Consider the following 19,675-nt stretch of genomic DNA (forward strand, 5'->3'; position numbering starts at 1 on the left):
TACGATCGGAGCCGCCGAGGCGGCTCACGCTCATCACTGAATCGGCAGCTCGATGGGTGACTGCTGCGGTTGCGACGCCTGCTCGCGGATTTGCGCCTCGATCGCTTCGGCTTCGGCGCGTCTCCGGGCTTCGGCTGTTTCCTGCAGCTGGTCGAGGCGGGCCGGGGTGATGCCCCTGATCCGCATGCTCAGTTGTTGCAGGAGTTCGCGACGCATTTCCTGACGCAGCTGACCGGCTTCCTGATCAGAGCCGATCAGGTTGCTGCTGTCGTGAACGTAGACTTTCTGCACTTCGACCTTGTCTTCCAGCAGTAGCGTGTTCTGTGGGCCGCGGAATTCGTACTCTAGGACGCTGGTGAGCTCGTATTCAGCACTGCGCGCAGAGGTCGTGTAGCTGGCAGTACGCTGACGATTTTGCTCGCGGACCAGATCCAGCGTATAACGCGCGCCGGGGTAAACGCGTACGCCGTTGTCCTTGAGCATCTCCTCGAGCTGCTGAGCGGTTTCGCCATAGCTGTTGCGCGCTTGAAGGTTGAGCTCGTCCAGGCCGAAGCTGGTTTCCCCGGTGCCACGCAATTGGAAGCCGCAGGCGCTCAGCAACAGGGCCATGCCGGCCACCAGCAGATTGCGTTTGATCATCTTGTTATCCCCTTGCCAGCCCGGCGCAGTGCGCCAGGGCGAATCAGTTAGCGACGATGTTGACCAGTTTGCCCGGCACCACGATGACCTTACGAATCGTCAGGCCCTCGGTGAATCGCACCACGTTCTCGTTTGCGCGAGCACTGGCCTCGACTTCTTCACGTGTGGCGCTTGCCGGTACTTCTATCTGGCCGCGCAGCTTGCCGTTGACCTGTACCACCAGCGTCAGGCTGTCCTGAACCAGCGCCGACTCATCGACCTGCGGCCACCGGGCGTCAATGATCAGGCCCGCCTTGCCCAGCTGCTGCCACAGTTCGTGGCAGATGTGCGGAGTGATCGGTGCCAGAAGCATGGCCACTGTCTCCAGTCCCTCCTGCAGCAGCGCACGGTCCTGCTCAGTGGTGACGGCGGCTTTTTCCAGCACGTTCATCAGGGTCATCACCTGGGCGATGGCGGTGTTGAATTTGTGGTGCTGTCCGACATCCACGCTGGCCTGTTTGATCGCCAGATGAATCGCGCGGCGCACAGCTTTCTGATCGTCGTTCAGGCTGCCAGTGTCCAGTTTGGCGGTGACGCCAGCACTTACATGGGCGTGTGCCAGGCGCCAGACGCGGCGCAGGAAGCGGCTGGCGCCTTCAACACCAGAGTCGGACCATTCCAGGCTCATGTCCGGCGGGGAGGCAAACATCATGAACAGCCGGCAGGTGTCGGCGCCGTAGGCATCGATCATCGCCTGGGGGTCGACACCATTGTTCTTCGATTTCGACATCTTCTCGGTGCCACCGATTTCCACCGGCAGGCCATCGCTGGCGAGCTTGGCACCGATGACCTTGGCTTTCGCATCGCGTTCGACGATGACGTCTGCGGGGTTGAACCAGTCCTTGCCGCCGTTTTCCAGGGTGCGGTAGTAGGTGTCGGCAATCACCATGCCCTGGGTCAGCAGATTCTTGAATGGCTCGTTCGAGGAAACCAGGCCTTCATCGCGCATCAGCTTGTGGAAGAAGCGCGCATAGAGCAGGTGCAGAATGGCGTGTTCGATACCGCCGATGTATTGATCGACTGGCAGCCAGTGGTTGGCTGCGGCCGGGTCGACCATGCCCTGATCGTAATGGGGCGAGGCGTAGCGGGCAAAGTACCAGGACGACTCGACGAATGTGTCCATGGTGTCGGTTTCGCGCTTGGCCGCGGCACCACACTTGGGACAGTTGCAATCGTAGAACTCGGGCATGCGTGCCAGTGGTGAACCGGCACCATCCGGTACGACGTCTTCGGGCAAGACCACCGGCAGCTGGTCTTCCGGCACCGGTACATCGCCGCAGCTGTCGCAATGAATGATCGGGATCGGGCAACCCCAATAGCGCTGGCGGCTGATGCCCCAGTCGCGCAGACGGAACTGGGTGCGTGCCTGGCCGAGGTTTTTGCGCTGCAGCGCAACTTCCATGGCGTCGAAAGCGCCGTCGAAGTCCAGGCCGTCGAAATCACCGGAATTGATCAGCTCGCCGTGTTCGCCGTAGGCATCGTTCCAGGGAGCAGGCGTTTCGTCGCCGGCGCTGGTGCGCACCACGGGCTTGATCGGCAGATCGTATTTAGTGGCAAAGGCAAAGTCGCGTTCGTCGTGGGCAGGTACGGCCATCACCGCGCCCTCGCCATAATTCATCAACACGTAATTGGCGACCCACACCGGCAGCAGCTCGCCGGTCAGCGGGTGCTGTACGCGCAGGGAGGTGGCGAGACCTTTCTTTTCCTGGGTGGCGATATCGGCTTCTGCGACACCGCCGCGCTTGCACTCGTCGATGAATGCCTGCAGTTCAGAATTGTTTCTTGCAGAGAGTGTCGCCAGCGGATGTTCCGCGGCAACCGCCACGTAAGTTGCGCCCATCAGCGTGTCGGGGCGAGTGGTGAACACCTTCATCACGCCTTCGTTGCCGATGCTGGCCACGTCGTAAGGGAAGCTGATCTCCATGCCGCGCGACTTGCCGATCCAGTTGCGCTGCATGGTCTTGACCTGCTCGGGCCAGCCGTCAAGGTCGTCCAGGCTCTCCAGCAGCTCATCCGCGTAGGCGGTGATCTTGAAGTAATACATCGGGATTTCGCGCTTCTCGATCAGCGCGCCGGAACGCCAGCCGCGGCCATCGATAACCTGCTCGTTGGCCAGCACGGTCTGATCGACCGGATCCCAGTTGACGGTCCCGTTCTTGCGGTAGATCACGCCTTTTTCGTAGAGGCGGGTGAACAACCACTGCTCCCAGCGGTAGTAATCGGGCTTGCAGGTGGTGACTTCACGGGTCCAGTCGACGGCCAGGCCCAGGCTTTTCAGCTGGGTGCGCATGTAGTCGATGTTCTCGTAAGTCCACTTGGCCGGGGCGACCTTGTTTTTCATGGCCGCGTTTTCTGCCGGCATGCCGAACGCGTCCCAGCCCATTGGCTGCAGCACGTTCTTGCCCTGCATGCGCTGGTAGCGCGCGATCACGTCGCCGATGGTGTAGTTGCGCACGTGCCCCATGTGCAGCTTGCCGCTGGGGTAGGGGAACATCGACAGGCAATAGAAGGTGTCCTTGCCGGGCTGTTCGCTTACTTCAAAGGATTTCTGCGCATCCCATTGGGACTGCGCGGCGGCTTCGATTTCGCGGGGCTGATACTGTTCGTGCATGGCTACTGGCGTTGAATAGGGCTGGCTGCTCGCGAAGCGGCGTGGCTGCGAAAGTGCCTGATCGAGATCTGGCGCAGACGGCAGCGCAACGGGCTGGATGCGAAAGCATGGAAGCGCCGTAGCATACATGACCCCCAGCAACCGAGGGAAACCCGATTTGCCCGCGCCGCGCGGCCCCGTTTGTCGCGCCCGGCGTGCATGTTCGAGTCTGAGCTACGCTTGTACAGGGGGCGGGACGAACAAGAGGTGAATCATGGCTAGAGAGCGCCAAGCGAATGAGGGCAACTTGTACGGACGCGTGCTGCAGCGGCTGACGTCCGCGCTGGAAGAGGCCGAGCGATCAACAGGGGGCGAAACCGGAGCGGCTACCGAGCTGGAGGTGGGCGGGCTGACGCCTGCCGAGTTCGATCTGATCCGCGCCTACCTTCAGCAGGATTCGCAGTGGCTCTCCGGCTGGCACGCTGCAGCTGAAGAGCAGGCCCAACTGGTGCGGCAGGCTACGCGTCCTGCGCTGAGAAATGTTCTTCGGCATCACTCGGGCAAGCGCTGTAAACAGAGCCCGCCCGCTTTGCAGCAGGCAATGTCCTGTGCGTTATGTGGTGCAAGCGTGCACTGGCCTGAGGGTGCTGGTGCGGTGGCCTGTTCGGCCTGTGGCTCGCAGTTGCTCAGGGCGCGGCAGCGGTTGCATACCTACCCAAAGCATTGACGGCGTCCGCATAGCCGACAAGCGGACGCCTCGACAGGTAAAGTGGCAGCTACCGAACCACCGGGGTTGCCCATGCCTATTCGCTATTTCTTTAAACAGTTGCTGCTGCCCCCGGGCGGTTTGTTATTGCTCTTGCTTGCCGCCTGGATGCTGCGCAGGCGAGCTCCGAGGCTGGCCGCGCTCTGCTTCGTTCTGGGATTTGGTGGGCTGTGGCTGATGAGCCTGCCGGTCACCGTGGAGTGGGCGGCGCGGACGCTGGAAAGCGAGGCCGCGCTGGATCGGTCTGATTGGAGTGATTTGCAGGACCGCGCGCAGGCAATCGTCGTGCTGGGTGCCGGTCGTGAGCAGGCCGATCCGGCGTGGGGCTCCGATCAGCCCAGCCACATTGCGCTCGAACGACTGCGTTACGCGTCTCGGTTGGCGAATGCATCCGGCTTGCCGGTCCTTGCCAGCGGAGGCTTGCATTACGGTGAACCGCCGAGCGAGGCGCTACTGGCTGCCGAAGCGCTGCAACGAGACTTCTCGACAGAAACTCGCTGGCTCGAAGAACGCAGCCGGACCACATGGGAGAACGCGCGCTACAGCGCCGAGATGCTCAAGGCTGCCGGCATCGAACGTATCGTGTTAGTGACCTCCGCGTCGCATATGCCACGCTCGCGGTGGTGTTTCGAAGAGGTGGGGCTGGAGGTGATCGCCGCCCCAGTGGGATTTCTTGGTGTACCCAACGGACGCCCCTTCGGTGGCTGGCTACCGGAGGCGAAAGCCGTCTGGCAGAACGGCATGCTGCTCAACGAGGCGGTCGGCATGCTGGTCTACCCGCTGCTTTATGACGGCGACGATTCCGATTAGTAAGCGCGCTGGCCGTCGGCGACCGGGGCGAGCATTAGCTCTGCCGACGACGCACCACGCCCCAACCGAGCAGCAGCACACAGACAACGATCAGCGGCCAGGATCGCCACTGCAGATAGGGCGTAAGCCCTTGCATGGGCGTGACTTCGCCATATAGCACCGCTTCCTCGAAAGCAGGAATCTGCTCGACGATGCGACCCCGCGGGTCAATCAATACCGTCACGCCGTTATTGGTGGCGCGGATCATCCAGCGTCCGGCCTCCAGCGCGCGCATCTGGGCCATCTGCAGATGCTGTAACGGGCCGATCGAGTGCCCGAACCAGGCATCGTTACTCACAGTCAGCAGGATGTCGCTCTTTGCCGCAAGGCTGGCCGCAAACTCCGGGTAAACCACCTCGTAGCAGATGAAGGGCGCGATCTGGTAGCCCTTGGCCTGGAGCAATTGCTGGTCCTCATCGCCGCGCGCGAAATCCGACATGGGCAGGTCGAAAAAGGCGATCAGACCGCGCAGCATATCCTGCAGCGGCACGTATTCACCGAACGGCACCAGTTTCTGCTTCAGGTAGGTACCCTGCGCATCGCCCGCGCTGGTCAGTCCGTTGTAATAGCGCATCTCGCCATCGGCATTGGGCTGGCGTACGGGCACGCCGGTGATCAGGGCGGACTGCCGATCCTGGGCAAAACGGCTCATCATCGTCAGGTAGCCTTCGGCGTGTTCCTTGAGAATGGGTACCGCAGTCTCAGGCCAGACGATCAGGTCTGCCGGCTGACTGCGGAAGGTCATGTCGCGATAGAGCAGCAGCTGCATTTCGAGCTTTTTCGGGTCCCACTTGATGCTCTGGGCCACATTTCCCTGCATCGCGGCAACCGTGATGGGTTCGGCCTTGGCCGAGGTCCAGGCATGTTTGCCCAAGCCCAGCGCTCCGCCCCAAAGGACTACAAGCAGCGTCAGCGCGCCGGCAAGGGCGGCTCGATGGCGAGTCAGCTGAGGCAACTCCACTATCAGGACCGCGCTGAGTGCGACGACGAAGCTGAGTAGCCAGATGCCGCCCAGCGGCGCAAGCCCCGCCAGCGGACCTTCTAGCTGGCTGTAACCAGCGTACAGCCAGGGAAAGCCGGTCAGCACCCAGCCGCGTAGGGCATCCAACGCCAGCCAGAGCGCAGCGAACAACAAGGCGTTGGGCAGCGGCGCGTCCGACTGGCGCAACCAGCGTGCCCAGACCCAGCCCAGTAAGACGAAGAACAAGGCCAGCCCCGCGACGAATCCCAACGTCAGCGTGCCGGCCAGAATCGGCGGTGCCGAACCAAAGTCGTGGATGCTGACGTAGACCCAGCTGACGCCTGAGGCGAACAGCCCGAAGCCATAGCACCAGCCGCGCCCGGCGGCCTGCCTGGGGGGCAGGTCGCGCAAACCGAGATAGATCAGTCCGATGGACAACAGCGCCAGCGGCCAGATATCGAAAGGCGCGAGCGCCAGTGTGGTCAGCGTGCCTGCGACGAGCGCCAGCAGGTTGCCCGGCCAGCCGGGGCGGGTGATCCAGCGCATGGTGGGTCCTTGAATAGGCCGCAGCGAGCGGGGCTGGCTGCGGTTGGTGCTAGAAAATCGCGTAAGGCCGGGGGTCAGCGCCAGCAAGCATTATTGGCTATCAGTGGCGAGGCGGGTCAGTCGCAGCATGTGCACGCGACGACTGTCGGCATTCAGTACGCGGAAACGGAAGCCGTTGATCTCCGTGACTTCGTTGCGCTTGGGCAGATGACCGAAGGTGCTCATCACCAGGCCAGCAACGGTATCGAACTCCTCGTCGGGAAACTCGCTCTGGAAGAACTCGTTGAAACTGTCGATCGGTGTCAGCGCCTTGACCAGGAAATCACCACTGGGAAGAGGGCGAATGTAGCTATCTTCTTCGATGTCATGTTCGTCTTCGATGTCACCGACGATCTGCTCGAGTACATCCTCAATGGTCACCAGGCCCGCAACGCCGCCGTATTCATCGATGACGATGGCCATGTGACTGTGATTGGCGCGGAACTCGCGAAGCAGCACGTTCAGGCGCTTCGATTCGGGCACAAAGGTAGCGGGGCGCAGCAGATCCTTGATGTCGAAGTTTTGTTGGTCGCTTTGAAGAATCAGTGGTAGCAGATCCTTGGCCAATAGCACGCCAATGACATCATCCAGGCTGTCGCCCACGACCGGATAACGCGAGTGCGCAGCGGAGATGATCGCTGGGAGGAAATCCCTCGGCGGCTGATCAGCGCGGATACTCATGACCTGGGATCGCGGCACCATGATGTCGCGTACCTGCAGGTCGGCGACCTGTATAGCGCCCTCGACGATCGCCAGGGCTTCGTTGTCGAGCAGTTTGTTCTGATGGGCGCCGCGCAGGATTTCCAGCAGCTCCTCACGGTTCTTGGGCTCATGGGCAAAAGCCTGGGTGATTTTTCCAAACCAGGACTTATGCCCGTTGCTCGATCGGTCTTCGCTCATGTCTTTGACTCAATGGTCCTTGCAGTTGCCCGAAGCGGGCTATTCGTCAGCGTAAGGGTCAGCGTGACCCAGTTCAGCCAGCAATTGACGTTCGAGATCTTCCATCTCTTGTGCTTCATCGTCATCGATATGGTCGTAACCGAGCAGATGCAGGCAGCCGTGAATGACCAGGTGCGCCCAGTGCGCCGATAGCGGCTTGCCCTGTTCTTCGGCCTCGCGCTCGACCACTGGAACGCAGATGACCAGATCGCCGAGCAGCGGAATATCCAGCATCGGAACGCCGCCAGGGCCGTCGGGTATGTCGGCAGGGAAGGACAGTACGTTGGTGGCGTAGTCCTTCTGCCGCCAGGTGCGATTGAGCTCGCGTCCTTCGTCCTCATCGACCAGCCGAATGGTAAGTTCGGAATCACCCTTGCGTTGTCGCAACGCCAGTTCACACCAGCGTCGCAGATCCGCTTCATCCGGAATTGCGCCCCGGCTTTCGCATTGCAGGTCCAGCTCAATCACGTCGGGTTTCCTGCAGCGTGCGATTGCCGTTATGTGCCAGATTGCCTTCGAAGGCCTCGTAAGCCTCGACGATGCGCTGCACCAGCGGGTGACGGACGACGTCCTTGGGCTTGAAGTGCGTGAAGCTGATGCCATTGACGTCCTTGAGCACTTCGATCACATGCGCCAGGCCACTCTTGGTCCCGCGAGGCAAGTCGACCTGGGTGATGTCGCCGGTGATCACCGCAGTCGAGCCGAAGCCGATGCGGGTCAGGAACATCTTCATCTGCTCCAGGGTGGTGTTCTGGCTTTCGTCGAGGATGATAAAGCTGTTGTTCAGCGTGCGACCGCGCATGTAGGCCAGCGGAGCGATCTCGATCACCTGCTTCTCGATCAGCCTGGCGACCTGTTCGAAACCCAGCATTTCGTACAGGGCGTCATACAGTGGGCGCAGGTATGGGTCGATCTTCTGCGCCAGATCGCCTGGCAGAAAGCCGAGCTTCTCGCCTGCCTCGACCGCCGGGCGAACCAGCAGGATGCGGCGAATCTGCTCACGCTCCAGGGCATCTACGGCGCAGGCGACAGCGAGGTATGTCTTGCCGGTGCCTGCCGGGCCGATGCCGAAGTTGATGTCGTTATCCAGAATCGACTGCACGTAGCGCTGCTGGTTGACGCCGCGCGGGCGGATATTGCCCTTGCGCGTACGCAGCGAAATGTTCGGCGTGGTGGACGAGTTGTTCAACTCCTCCATGGCCGATTCCTGAAGGAACAGGTGAACCGTGTCCGGCGAGAGCTCGAGGCTCTTGGTTTCGCGGTACAGACGGCGCAGTAAATGCTCCGCCGCTTGAGCCACTTCAGGCGGGCCGACCAATTCGAACTGGTTGCCGCGATTGCGGATTTCCAGATCCAGGCGCTGCTCGATCAGGCGCAGATGCTCGTCGAACTGACCGCAGAGGTTGGCGAAGCGGTTGGCTTCAAAGGGTTCGAGGGTGAAACGATGAGGTTCTATAGGGGCGTTCAAGGGCTTTTGATTGACCTGCTCTGCTTGAGTAGTGAATGAGGATAGCGCCGCGCAACGAAAAAAGCAGCGGCATGGCGATCACCGTACACCTGAGCGAGCATGACCGACCCCGCGGGGTCAGTCGCCACGGCATCTGCTCAGCTTGCTGTCTGCTCGATCAAGGTGCCGCGCAGCGAATGGGGCAGCGCATCGTCGATATGGACGTCGACAAACTGGCCGATCAGCCGCGGATTGTCGCAACGGAAATTGACGATCCGGTTGTGCTCGGTGCGTCCCTGAAGCATACCCGGGTCCTTCTTAGAGTAGTCCGTGACCAGAATGCGCTGGCGCGTGCCTGCCATCCGTCGGCTGTTCTCGAAGCCTTGCTGGCTGATGCGCTGCTGCAGGATCGCAAGGCGCTGCTTCTTCACCTCATCAGGCGTTTCGTCGGCGAGATCCGCCGCTGGTGTGCCGGGGCGTGAGCTGTAAACGAACGAGTACGAGAAATCGAAGCCGACATCCTGAATCAGCTTCATCGTCTGTTCGAAATCCTTCTCCGTTTCACCGGGGAAACCCACAATGAAGTCGGAGCTGATCAGGATGTCCGGAACCGCCGCCTTCAACTTGCGAATGCGTGACTTGTACTCGAGCGCCGTGTGGTTGCGCTTCATCGCCGCGAGCACGCGATCGGAGCCTGACTGCACGGGCAGGTGGAGGTACTTCACCAGTTCCGGCACTTCGGCGTGGGCCTGGATCAGCGCGTCGGAAAATTCCAGTGGGTGGCTGGTGGTGTAACGGATCCGGTCGATACCGTCGATTGCAGCCACCACACGGATCAGTTCGGCCAGGTCCGCAATGCGGCCATCGTGGGTCGGGCCGCGGTAACCGTTGACGTTCTGGCCCAGCAGGGTCACTTCGCGAACGCCGTTCTCGGCCAGATGCACCACTTCGGCAAGCACATCGTCAAACGGGCGGCTGACTTCCTCTCCGCGGGTATAAGGCACCACGCAGAACGTGCAGTATTTGCTGCAGCCTTCCATCACCGATACGAAGGCGGTCGGGCCATCCACGCGGGGTTCAGGCAGGCGATCGAACTTTTCGATCTCGGGGAATGATATGTCGACCTGAGGTTGCTTCGTCGTGCGGGCGGCATTGATCATTTCGGGCAGCCGGTGCAGCGTCTGCGGGCCGAACACCACATCCACGTAAGGCGCACGGTCGCGGATCGCCGCGCCTTCCTGGCTTGCCACGCACCCACCCACGCCGATCACCAGCTGCGGGTTTTCGAGTTTGAGCTCCCGCCAGCGCCCCAGCTGAGAGAAGACCTTTTCCTGGGCTTTTTCACGAATCGAGCAGGTATTGAGCAGGATCACATCAGCTTCTGCCGGATTGGCCGTGATCTCAAGAGGTTGCTGCTCGCCCAGAAGGTCCACCATGCGCGAGCTGTCGTACTCGTTCATCTGGCAGCCGTGGGTTTCGATATAAAGCTTGCGGGTCATGTTTCGGGCCGGCGTTGTGCAAAAAATGACCGGCGATTATACGGCCGGGACGTGGCCGTTAAAAGCGCTGATGAACGGGGAGATGTGACGAAAAAAACTGAGCTGCTGCGCGGTGCGTGGCAGTGCGAGTGGATAGGCTTTTTCAGAGATGAGACGAGGGCGAGACTGCGGTGTTATCACCTGGCCAGTGGGCTAACGCCTGAATGGCTCGCGGCTCTCGGCCGTTTGCATATCCATCAGATAGTCGCGGAATATCTGGCCCAGTACTTGAGTTGCGATCTCGAGCTCGTCGCGCCCCATTTGTGAAGAGACGCGATCGGCCGTGTCCAGCGCATCTTCCTCGCCGTTGACCGCCGACATTTTCAGCACCACATAGGCCTGCACGTTGTTTGCCGGTACACCTTCACCACGAAAGAACATCACGCCGAGACGGTGCTGTGCCAGTGCATGGCCCTTGAGCGATGCGCGTTCGAACCAGTGCAGCGCCTTGACCAGATCGCGTGGTGCCAGACGGCCACTGTAGTAGAAGTCCCCCAGCTCGAAGGCAGCTTGCAGGTCGCCCTCACTGGCAGCCTGCTCGCAAGCACGCAGCGCCTCGCTCATGGCTTCCGGGGCGGTATTAAGCGCGCAGCGAGACGTCGCAGGTATCAGCAGCGAGTTGCCGCCCGCGTTACCCAGCAGGGGTGTGAGGAGCAGCAGGCAGCCAATGGCGAGGCTGCGGCCGGTGCTAGTCATGAATCAAAGCGCCTCGAAGATCAGGGCGTGACTGGAAGTACGGCAAAACGGGCCGACGTTCACATTATGGATAAGGCTTAGCCTGCTTACAAAGGCTTTGATGGCGCGGGTTCGGCTTTTTATGCGGGCGCGCTGTTCTCTTCGCGAAGATTGCCCGGCAGGTTGAGAAGCAACCAGGCGATTATCGGGCAGGCCAGCGCGAGGCAGAGCTGCTCAAAGCCAGCGAGTGGGTTGGGCCCGATCGTCATTCCGGTCAGCGGCATCAAAGCCAGCATCAATCCGCCTCCGGCCGCGCCAGCAAAGGCCTGCAGGCGTGCCGGCCATTGCAGCAAGCCGGCGTAGGCCACCAGCAATGCGCTGGTCAAACCCAGTGCGAAGGCATATTCGCTGGCCCAGCCGAACTGCCTGGTGAGCTCGAAAAATGCACACAGACCAATCACGACCCGCCCCCAGGTCGGTCGGCTCCAGGTCCATTGCCGGCTCAAGGTCAATGCCACTACGCCGACCAGTGGTAGCCCGAGCAACAGCGTTGCTTGCATAAGCCAACGCTCCGCTTCCAGCGTGTCGAGGCCAAAGCCCAGTCTGGCGACCGCGCAGGCGCCGGTCCCTGCGGAGAGACTGAAAGCGAGGAGCGCACAGAACAGTGCCGGCTGGTCCGGCTCGCCGTAACCGCGGCGCGCAGCACCGATCCAGACTGCACTGGCCAGTGCAGTCAAGGTCAGGAGCGTGGCTTGTAACAGCTCGGGCATCAGGCAGATTTCAGCTGGCAGAAAGCGCGTTCTGCAGCGTCGAGCGTTAGCTGCAATTCTTTCTCGCCATGGGCGATGGAGGTAAAGCCCGCCTCGAATGCGCTGGGCGCCAGGTAGACGCCACCATCGAGCATCAGGTGGAAGAACCGCTTGAAGCGCTCGGCGTCGCTCGCCATGACGTCGTCGAAGGTGACGATGTCGTCCGCCTCGCTGAAATACAGACCGAACATGCCGCCGACCTGAGTGGTGACGAATGGAATGCCTGCTGCGGTTGCGCGCTCTTTGAGGCCGTCCAGCATCCGAGTCGTGTACGTCGTGAGTTCGTCGTGAAATCCAGGGCGGCTGATCAGCTTCAACGTGGTCAGGCCCGCAGCCATTGCCAGTGGGTTACCGGACAGGGTGCCGGCTTGGTAGACAGGTCCCAAGGGGGCGATGCGCTCCATGATTTCCCGCTTGCCACCGAAACAGCCGACCGGCATGCCGCCACCGATGATCTTGCCGAAGGTGGTCAGATCAGGCGTCACGCCGTAGTGGGCTTGTGCGCCGCCCAGTGCGACTCGAAAGCCGGTCATCACCTCATCGAAGATCAGCACGACGCCGTGTTTGTCGCACTGCTCGCGCAGGCCTTGCAGATACCCTGGCGCGGGCGGCACGCAGTTCATGTTGCCCGCTACGGGCTCGACGATGATGCAGGCCACTTCGCCACCGACCTCGCCAAGCATCTGCTCGACGGCGGCCAAATCGTTGAAGGGCAGGGTCAGCGTGTGCTTGGCGAATGCTGCTGGGACGCCTGCGGAGCTGGGTACGCCTTGGGTCAGCGCGCCGGAACCAGCCTTGACCAACAAGCTGTCGGAATGCCCGTGGTAGCAGCCTTCAAATTTGATGATGCTGTCGCGTCCGGTATAGCCGCGGGCCAGGCGTATTGCGCTCATGGTGGCTTCTGTGCCCGAGCTGACCATGCGCATCATTTCCATCGATGGCACCAGGCTGCATACCAGCTCGGCCATTTCGGTCTCCATGGCGGTCGGCGCGCCGTAGGAAAGTCCGTGCTGCAACTGATTGCGGACCGCGTCGAGCACTTCGGGGTGGCTGTGGCCCAGAATCATCGGGCCCCAGGAGCCCACGTAATCCACATAGCGCTTGTCGTCTTCATCAGTGACGTAAGCGCCTTCGGCATGCTTGAAGAACAATGGCGTGCCACCTACGCTGCGGAACGCGCGAACCGGTGAATTCACACCGCCGGGTATACGGTTCTGGGCGCTGGCGAAGAGGGTTTCGGAACGGGACATGCGGGAGCCTCTCGAAAAATGGATGACAGGGGTAGCGGTCGTTGCAGCACCGCCACGCGGGTCAGCTGGTGATGAACAGATCACTGAAAGCACGGGCACGACGCTCGACCTCATGGGGCGATTCGGCGGCGAACAGCGCATGGATGACGGCAACCAAACTGGCGCCTCGAGCAATTAGCCCAGGGGCGTTTTCCAGGGTTACCCCGCCGATGGCAACGATGGGCAGGCTGAACTGCTGGCGCGCCTGCTCGAGCATTTCAGCCGTGGCGCTCGGCGCACCAGGCTTGGTGTTGGAGTCGAAGAAACGACCAAAAGCGATATAGCTGGCACCTTCTGCGATAGCCTGCTCAGCCAGGTCCAGACGGGAATGGCAGGTGGCGCCGATGATCGCGTTGCGACCAAGGAGCGCGCGCGCGGCCGCGAGTGAACCGTCTTCCTGCCCAAGGTGCAGGCCGACGCCGAGGCGGGCGGCCAGCTCTGCATCATCATTGATGATCAGTTTTGCGCCGTGGCGCTCGCACAGCTCGTGCAGCGCCTCGGCCTCACGCAGCCTGCGGGCATCATTCTCGGATTTGTCGCGGTACTGCAGCAGGCGCGCCCCGCCCTTGAGCGCAGCTTCGGCATAGGGCAGCAGGCGGCCGTCGGCCAGCAACTTGCTGTCGGTAATGGCGTAGAGGCCGCGCAACTTGGTGTCTTTCATGTGCAGCGCTCCGGTCAGGCCAAGTCCAGCGGCAGGCGACGGGGAATGTACTGGCCGCGCCCGGGCGCTTCAGCGTCGCGCAGGGTACGCCAGGTGTAATCGAGGGCAGATTTCACCGCACTGGAGAGTTCTTCCCCAAGCGCGAGCCGTCCCGACAGTGCGCTCGCTAGTGTGCAGCCAGAGCCGTGGTAGCTGCCGGGAAGGCGCTGGCAGCTGAAGTCGAACCGGCTGCCATCGCGACAATAAAGGCGGTTGTGGACTTCCGTCTCGTCACCATGCCCGCCGGTGATCAGCAGGTGGCGAATGAAGGGCAGCAGTTTCTCGGCGCATTCTTCGGCGCTACCGTCCGGTAGCTCGGCGAGAATCCGGGCTTCGGGCAGGTTTGGCGTGGCGATGGTCGAAATCGGAAAAAGCCGCTCGCGCATGGCGTAGCCCACTTCATCCTTGCCCAGCGCACCACCACCGCCGGCGCGCAGGACCGGATCGCACACCAGTGGAACGCCGGGCAGCTTTTGCATGATCTCCAGGACTGTATCGACCATTTCCACCGAGCCGAGCATGCCCAGTTTGACGGCCGCAATCGGTAGGTCAGCAATCACTGCATTGGCCTGCGCAAGCACCCATTCGCGATCGAGGACTCGGAAATCCGTCACGTCGACCGTGTCTTGAACAGTCAGCGCGGTGACCGCGGGCGCGGCATGACAGCCCTGTGCAATCAGGGCTTCGATATCAGCCTGCAGGCCGGCGCCTCCGCTTGGGTCATGGCCGGAGAGGCAGAGGACGACAGGGCGGGAGCATGGGCCGGACATCGATTGGGGTTCCCCGAGGCATGGGTGAGAGCGCTGGCCTTGACCAGTTATCGCCGGGTTTTCATGGCGTGCGAGCTTAACATCAATCCCGGCGGGCGGCTTGCGCTGGCACCCTGCGCGGAGTTGTCGCGCCCTACAGCCTTCCGGCAGGATATGCGCGGCGACCGCTTCAAGACGTTCGGGAACATGCTAAAGTGCCACTACTTTGAGTCGGCTGCGTGCATTCAGGGGAGCGGGGTTCTCCTGACGCGGTTCGACAAGGCCCCCTCCATGCACCATATCCTCATATTCCTGTTCGGCCTTCTGCCGATGATCGCCGTTGCCGTCGATTTCGATGAGCGCACGCAGCGCCTGCCGCTTGGACGGGTCATGGCCCTGCTGGAAGATCCCAGTCGCAGCGCCACCATCGAAGAAGTCGTCGCTCTCGATGCGGCCGGCAAGTTCGTGCAGAGCACGGAAGATGTCGTCAATGCCGGCTACTCCCGTTCGGCATTCTGGTTGCGCGTAGACCTGAATTACCGGGCCGATTCCGCCACCGAGCGCGGCCGGCGCTGGCTGGAGCTTGCCTATCCGCCGCTCGATCATCTTGACCTGTATCTCCCCGATGGGCCTGGCACATATCGACTGGCGCAGCGGAGCGGCGACGCGCTGCCGTTCCATGATCGGCAGATCAGGCAGCGCAACCACCTCTTCGAACTCGAGTTGGCGCCCAACCAGCCGCAGCGGATCTATCTGCGGCTCGAGAGCCAGGGATCGATCCAGATTCCGCTGACCCTATGGGCGCCAGTGGCCTATCTGGAAGAACAATCCGGGCACGTCTATGTGCTCGCGATCATCTACGGCGTGCTGCTGGTGATGCTGGTCTACAACCTGTTCATCTACCTCAGCGTGCGCGATCGCAGCTATCTCTATTACATCCTGTATATCGCTTCGTTCGGCCTGTATCAGGTCTCGGTCAACGGTCTGGGCGTGCAATACCTCTGGCCGAACTGGCCATGGTGGGCGAATGCGTCGACACCCTTTCTGATCGGCGCGGCGGGGCTGTTCGGCTGCCAGTTCGCGCGTAGCTTCCTGCATACCAGCGAACATAGCCCCTGGATCGACCACACGTTGATGCTGCTGATGGCGCTGGGTGTGCTGACGATGATTCTGTCGCTCTTCGCCAGCTACGCGCTCGCGTTGCGAATGGCGACCTTCCTCGCGCTCTGGTTCATCCTGGTCATCTTCGTTGCCGGCATCGTCGCCTGGCACAGGGGGATGCGCGTCGCGCGCTATTTCCTGATTGCCTGGAGCGCATTTCTCATCGGTGGACAGATCAACACGTTGATGGTCCTCGGTTATCTGCCGCACATGTTTCTCACCATGTATGCCGGGCAGATCGGTTCGGCACTGGAAGTTGCGCTGTTGTCTTTGGCGCTGGCCGACCGGATCAACATGATGAAGGAGGAGCGCGCGCGGGTACTCGAGGAGACCGGCCGCAAACTGGCGGAGATGAACCGTGAGCTGACCGAGAGCAATCGGCTCAAGGATCAATTCCTGGCCAACGTCACCCATGAACTGCGCACGCCGATGCACGGCGTACTGGGCAGCCTCGAATTGATGCGCACCCTGGAGCTGAACGGCGAGCTGGATCAGTACCAGCGCATTGCTACCGGCTCGGCGCGCGAGATGATGCAACTGGTCAACGACATTCTTGCCCTCACCGAGCTGCAGGCCGGTCGCCTGCAGCTGCATGACGAGCCCTTCGAGCTGCGTGTGATGGCCGATGAACTCGCCCGGATCTACGGTCCCCGTGCTGCGGTACGCGGACTCGAGCTACACGTTCACCTGGCAGAGCACCTGCCTGCACATTGCGTCGCCGATGTATCCAAGCTGAAACAGAGCCTTGGCTATCTGCTCGACAATGCCATCAAGTTCACCCCGCAGGGGCAGGTGACGCTCGCGCTAAATGGCCGTGATGACGACCAGTCCCGGTTCGTTCTGGAAGTGGAAGTGATCGATACAGGCATCGGCTTTGAGGAGCCGGCCGATGATTCGCTGTATCAGCATTTCCGCCAGCTCAACGGCAGCATGACCCGGCAGCACGGCGGGCTAGGCATCGGCCTGTCACTATGCCGGCAGCTGGTGGAGCTGCAAGGCGGCGAAATCTCGTACTGGTCAGAGCTTGGCAGCGGCAGCCGCTTCATGGTGCGCCTGCCGCTTCGGTTGGGCTGAGAGCGCCTTGCGGGGCGCAGTGCTTGGCGCAGCAATTGGCCGAAACCTCACTTTTTCGCATGTGGCATGCGTGCTTCACTCCTGTAGGCGGGTCGCTGCCAGAGACGACCCCTGCCGGCCCGGCTAGCGTGGCGTAGACAACGCCAACAAAATAATTCCATATCCTGTCGGGCCCTTCGCTGCTACTGCCGAGGAGACCCACATGAGCCTGCACCATAACGCTGAAACCCATGAGGTGCTGAACCAGGTCCCGCCGCTCGAAGGTGCGAATCTGTATCGCCTCGACCTGCCGCTGCAGGACTGGGTGCGGCGATACCGCGGAGGCTGGGCCGACTCGCGTCTGGATGCCTACGGCGCTCTGGCCGGTGGTCCACTGATGGCCGCAGGCTTTCTTGCCAACGAAAACAAGCCGGTTTTCAAGAGTCATGACCGCTATGGCCATCGTCTCGATCTGGTGGAATTTCACCCGGGTTATCACCAGCTCATGAGCGCAGCGATCGCCCATGGCATTCCGTCGCTGCCCTGGACCGATCCGCAACCTGGCGCTCAGGTGGCGCGAGCCGGGCTGATGTATCTGCACAATCAGGCCGAATCCGGCAGCAGCTGCCCGTTGACCATGACCTACGCCAGCGTACCGGCGCTGCGGCAACAGCCTGGAATTGCCGAGATCTGGTTGCCGAAGATCCTCAGCCTGGATTACGACCCGCGCAATGTGCCGATGGAGCAGAAAAACGGCCTGACCATCGGCATGGCCATGACCGAGAAGCAGGGCGGCACTGATGTGCGCGCCAATACCACCCGTGCCCATGCCGTTGGCGCTACGGGGCCGGGGCAGATGTACGAGCTGGTCGGGCACAAGTGGTTCTGCTCGGCGCCCATGTGCGATGCCTTTCTGACCCTGGCGCAAACCGACAGGGGCCTGTCCTGCTTCTTGCTGCCGCGCCACCGACCAGACGGCAGCCGTAACCAGTTTTATATCCAGCGGCTGAAGAACAAGCTCGGCAACTGGTCGAACGCGTCCAGCGAGGTCGAGTACCGCGGCGCGCTGGCCTGGATGATCGGCGAGGAAGGGCGGGGCGTTCCAACCATCATCGAGATGGTTTCGTCGACCCGCTTCGACTGCATGATCGGCTCCAGTTCATTGATGCGACAGGCGCTGACCCAGGCCATGCATCACTGCGCGCATCGCCAGGTGGGCGGTCGTGCCCTGATCGAGCAGCCATTGATGCAGAACGTGTTGGCCGACCTGGCGCTGGAGAGCGAAGCCGCACTGGCGCTTACCATGCGCATGGGGCGAGCCCTCGACAATCCCTTCGAAGAGCAGGAAGAGAAATTCGCCCGACTGGTGACCGCGGTCGGCAAGTACTGGATATGCAAACGTGCGCCAGAAATGATCGCCGAGGCCAGTGAATGCTTGGGCGGCGCCGGATACGTCGAGGAAACCATCATGCCGCGGCTATACCGCGAGGCCCCGGTGAACTCCATCTGGGAAGGCTCGGGCAACGTTCAGTGCCTGGATGTTTTGCGCGCGCTTTCAAAGGAGGCTGGCGTGCTCGAAGTCCTATTCACCGAGCTGGGCGATGGTCACGGCGATTCCCGTTTGAAGAAGCACATCGACCGGTTGCAAAGCGCTTTCACCGATAAGGACGACATCCAGTACCGCGCGCGTCAGCTCACCGAGGATGTGGCCGTTGCGCTGCAGGCCAAACTGCTGCTCGAGGCGGGTAACGAGGCGGTTTCGGATGCTTTCATCGCCAGTCGCCTTTACGGCGGCGGGCGAGTCTTCGGCACCCTGCCGCGTGGGTTGGACATCAGCGCGCTGCTGGCTCGCAGTGCGCCGTTCCTGGACTAGCGAGCGGTTGTAGATCACGCAGCGTCAGGCTTGCCCGGCCAGGATGCTTGCCAACACCTGGCGGTCGATATTGGCGCCGCTGAGCACCACGCCGATGCGCTCGCCACGGTTGCGCTCGCGCTCCTTCATCGCTGCTGCCAGTGCAGCGGCGCCTGCGCCTTCGGCGAGGTTATGGGTGTCCTCGTGCAGCGCAACGATGGCTTGGCGAATCTCGGCATCGTCGACTCGCACGATGCGCGCCGCGCCTGATCGGATGATTTCCAATGCCTCCGGTACCGGCATCCGGCACGCCATGCCATCGGCGAAGGTATCGGCCGTTTCGGTGCAGACCAGACTGCTCTGCTCGAAGCTCAGGGCATAGGCGTCGGCAGCGCTGGACACCACGCCGATGACCTCGGTATCCAGGCCTAGCAGATCGCGGGTTCGAATCATTCCGCAGATGCCGGAGCCGAGGCCGATCGGCACATAAACCCGGCGCAGATCCGGCAGCGCTTCGAGCAGCTCCAGCGCATAGGTGGCGACGCCGCAGATCAGGTCCGGATGCAGGGATGGGACGAAGTGCCAGCCGTTTTCCTCAGACAGTTCTGCGGCGCGCTGGCGAGCCGTGTCGAAGTCGCGACCATACTCGATCACCTCGGCGCCACAGGCACGCATGGCTGCGTTTTTTTCCGCCGAGTTACCCTCCGGGACCAGAATCTGCAAACGCAGGCCTGCCTTGCGTGCTGCCATCGCCATGCTGATGCCATGATTGCCGCGGGTGGCGGTAATGAGACCTGGCAAATGAGGTTCGCGCTTGAGCAGCTCGTGCACATAGAGCACACCGCCGCGCACCTTGAACGCGCCAGCCGGGGTGTGATTCTCATGCTTGACCCAGACCTCGCAGCCCAGCCGCTCGGCGAGCAATGGCCAGGACAGCTGAGGCGTCGGCGGTACGCTCTGATTTATCAGCTCGGCTGCCTGACGCAGTGCAGGTAGATCGAACATCGGATAGCTCCTTGTCGGGGTTTGACGTC

The 19,675-nt window shown here is 61.8% G+C and carries 16 protein-coding genes and 1 pseudogene; 4 read left to right on the forward strand and 13 right to left on the reverse strand.

Features of this window, described 5'->3' with window-relative positions; translation table 11 throughout:
- Positions 1 to 33 precede the first annotated feature (33 nt).
- Positions 34 to 639 (reverse strand): LPS assembly lipoprotein LptE, encoded by a 606-nt coding sequence (gene lptE, locus NA619_RS03395; protein ID WP_255959921.1) that lies wholly within the window; start codon positions 637 to 639, stop codon positions 34 to 36.
- Positions 640 to 682: 43 nt separating this feature from the next.
- Positions 683 to 3,289 (reverse strand): leucine--tRNA ligase, encoded by a 2,607-nt coding sequence (leuS, locus tag NA619_RS03400; RefSeq protein ID WP_255959923.1) that lies wholly within the window; start codon positions 3,287 to 3,289, stop codon positions 683 to 685.
- A 253-nt stretch (positions 3,290 to 3,542) separates the two neighbouring features.
- On the opposite strand from leuS, the gene NA619_RS03405 reads away from it, so the two are divergent.
- Positions 3,543 to 3,995, forward strand: a complete 453-nt coding sequence (locus NA619_RS03405) for a hypothetical protein (RefSeq protein WP_255959925.1) — start codon at positions 3,543 to 3,545, stop codon at positions 3,993 to 3,995.
- A gap of 72 nt (positions 3,996 to 4,067) precedes the next feature.
- The gene (locus tag NA619_RS03410) at positions 4,068 to 4,844 is read left to right on the forward strand and encodes a YdcF family protein (protein ID WP_255959927.1); all 777 of its coding nucleotides are present in this window, start codon (positions 4,068 to 4,070) and stop codon (positions 4,842 to 4,844) included.
- A 34-nt stretch (positions 4,845 to 4,878) separates the two neighbouring features.
- Here NA619_RS03410 and lnt read toward each other — a convergent pair whose 3' ends face one another.
- The 10 genes from lnt to NA619_RS03460 all read right to left on the reverse strand — a co-directional run bounded on the left by lnt (position 4,879) and on the right by NA619_RS03460 (position 14,596).
- Complete coding sequence (lnt, locus tag NA619_RS03415) at positions 4,879 to 6,390, reverse strand: apolipoprotein N-acyltransferase (RefSeq protein WP_255959930.1); 1,512 nt, start codon at positions 6,388 to 6,390, stop codon at positions 4,879 to 4,881.
- Positions 6,391 to 6,480: 90 nt separating this feature from the next.
- On the reverse strand, positions 6,481 to 7,329 hold the full coding sequence (locus NA619_RS03420; protein WP_255959932.1) for an HlyC/CorC family transporter: 849 nt from the start codon (positions 7,327 to 7,329) through the stop codon (positions 6,481 to 6,483).
- Positions 7,330 to 7,368: 39 nt separating this feature from the next.
- Complete coding sequence (ybeY, locus tag NA619_RS03425; protein WP_255959934.1) at positions 7,369 to 7,836, reverse strand: rRNA maturation RNase YbeY; 468 nt, start codon at positions 7,834 to 7,836, stop codon at positions 7,369 to 7,371.
- Entirely contained in the window at positions 7,829 to 8,836 is a 1,008-nt protein-coding gene (locus NA619_RS03430; protein ID WP_255959936.1) for a PhoH family protein, read from the reverse strand. Before NA619_RS03430 ends, ybeY begins: the two co-directional genes overlap by 8 nt.
- A 137-nt stretch (positions 8,837 to 8,973) precedes the next feature.
- Positions 8,974 to 10,314, reverse strand: a complete 1,341-nt coding sequence (gene miaB / locus NA619_RS03435; RefSeq protein ID WP_255959938.1) for a tRNA (N6-isopentenyl adenosine(37)-C2)-methylthiotransferase MiaB — start codon at positions 10,312 to 10,314, stop codon at positions 8,974 to 8,976.
- Positions 10,315 to 10,506: 192 nt separating this feature from the next.
- Positions 10,507 to 11,049, reverse strand: a complete 543-nt coding sequence (locus NA619_RS03440) for a tetratricopeptide repeat protein (RefSeq protein ID WP_255959940.1) — start codon at positions 11,047 to 11,049, stop codon at positions 10,507 to 10,509.
- Positions 11,050 to 11,168: 119 nt separating this feature from the next.
- The gene (locus NA619_RS03445) at positions 11,169 to 11,798 is read right to left on the reverse strand and encodes a hypothetical protein (protein WP_255959942.1); all 630 of its coding nucleotides are present in this window, start codon (positions 11,796 to 11,798) and stop codon (positions 11,169 to 11,171) included.
- A complete protein-coding gene (gene hemL / locus NA619_RS03450; RefSeq protein WP_255959944.1) occupies positions 11,798 to 13,087 on the reverse strand; it encodes a glutamate-1-semialdehyde 2,1-aminomutase in 1,290 nt (429 codons plus the stop codon). The genes NA619_RS03445 and hemL overlap by 1 nt, the downstream gene beginning before the upstream one ends.
- A 61-nt stretch (positions 13,088 to 13,148) precedes the next feature.
- The gene (gene thiE, locus NA619_RS03455) at positions 13,149 to 13,787 is read right to left on the reverse strand and encodes a thiamine phosphate synthase (protein ID WP_255959946.1); all 639 of its coding nucleotides are present in this window, start codon (positions 13,785 to 13,787) and stop codon (positions 13,149 to 13,151) included.
- 14 nt (positions 13,788 to 13,801) lie between these two features.
- Positions 13,802 to 14,596: a hydroxymethylpyrimidine/phosphomethylpyrimidine kinase gene (locus NA619_RS03460; RefSeq protein ID WP_255959948.1), complete on the reverse strand. Its 795-nt coding sequence runs from the start codon at positions 14,594 to 14,596 to the stop codon at positions 13,802 to 13,804.
- Positions 14,597 to 14,866: 270 nt separating this feature from the next.
- Here NA619_RS03460 and NA619_RS03465 point away from each other — a divergent pair.
- Positions 14,867 to 16,798: pseudogene (locus NA619_RS03465) on the forward strand (sensor histidine kinase); the annotation flags it as partial.
- A 214-nt stretch (positions 16,799 to 17,012) separates the two neighbouring features.
- The gene (locus NA619_RS03470) at positions 17,013 to 18,662 is read left to right on the forward strand and encodes an acyl-CoA dehydrogenase family protein (protein WP_255959952.1); all 1,650 of its coding nucleotides are present in this window, start codon (positions 17,013 to 17,015) and stop codon (positions 18,660 to 18,662) included.
- A 24-nt stretch (positions 18,663 to 18,686) separates the two neighbouring features.
- Here the strand turns inward: NA619_RS03470 and NA619_RS03475 are convergent, their stop codons facing one another.
- A complete protein-coding gene (locus NA619_RS03475) occupies positions 18,687 to 19,646 on the reverse strand; it encodes a threonine dehydratase (RefSeq protein ID WP_255959954.1) in 960 nt (319 codons plus the stop codon).
- Positions 19,647 to 19,675: the final 29 nt, after the last annotated feature.

The organism is Stutzerimonas stutzeri, assembly GCF_024448895.1.
Classification (GTDB): Bacteria; Pseudomonadota; Gammaproteobacteria; order Pseudomonadales; family Pseudomonadaceae; genus Stutzerimonas; species Stutzerimonas stutzeri_Q.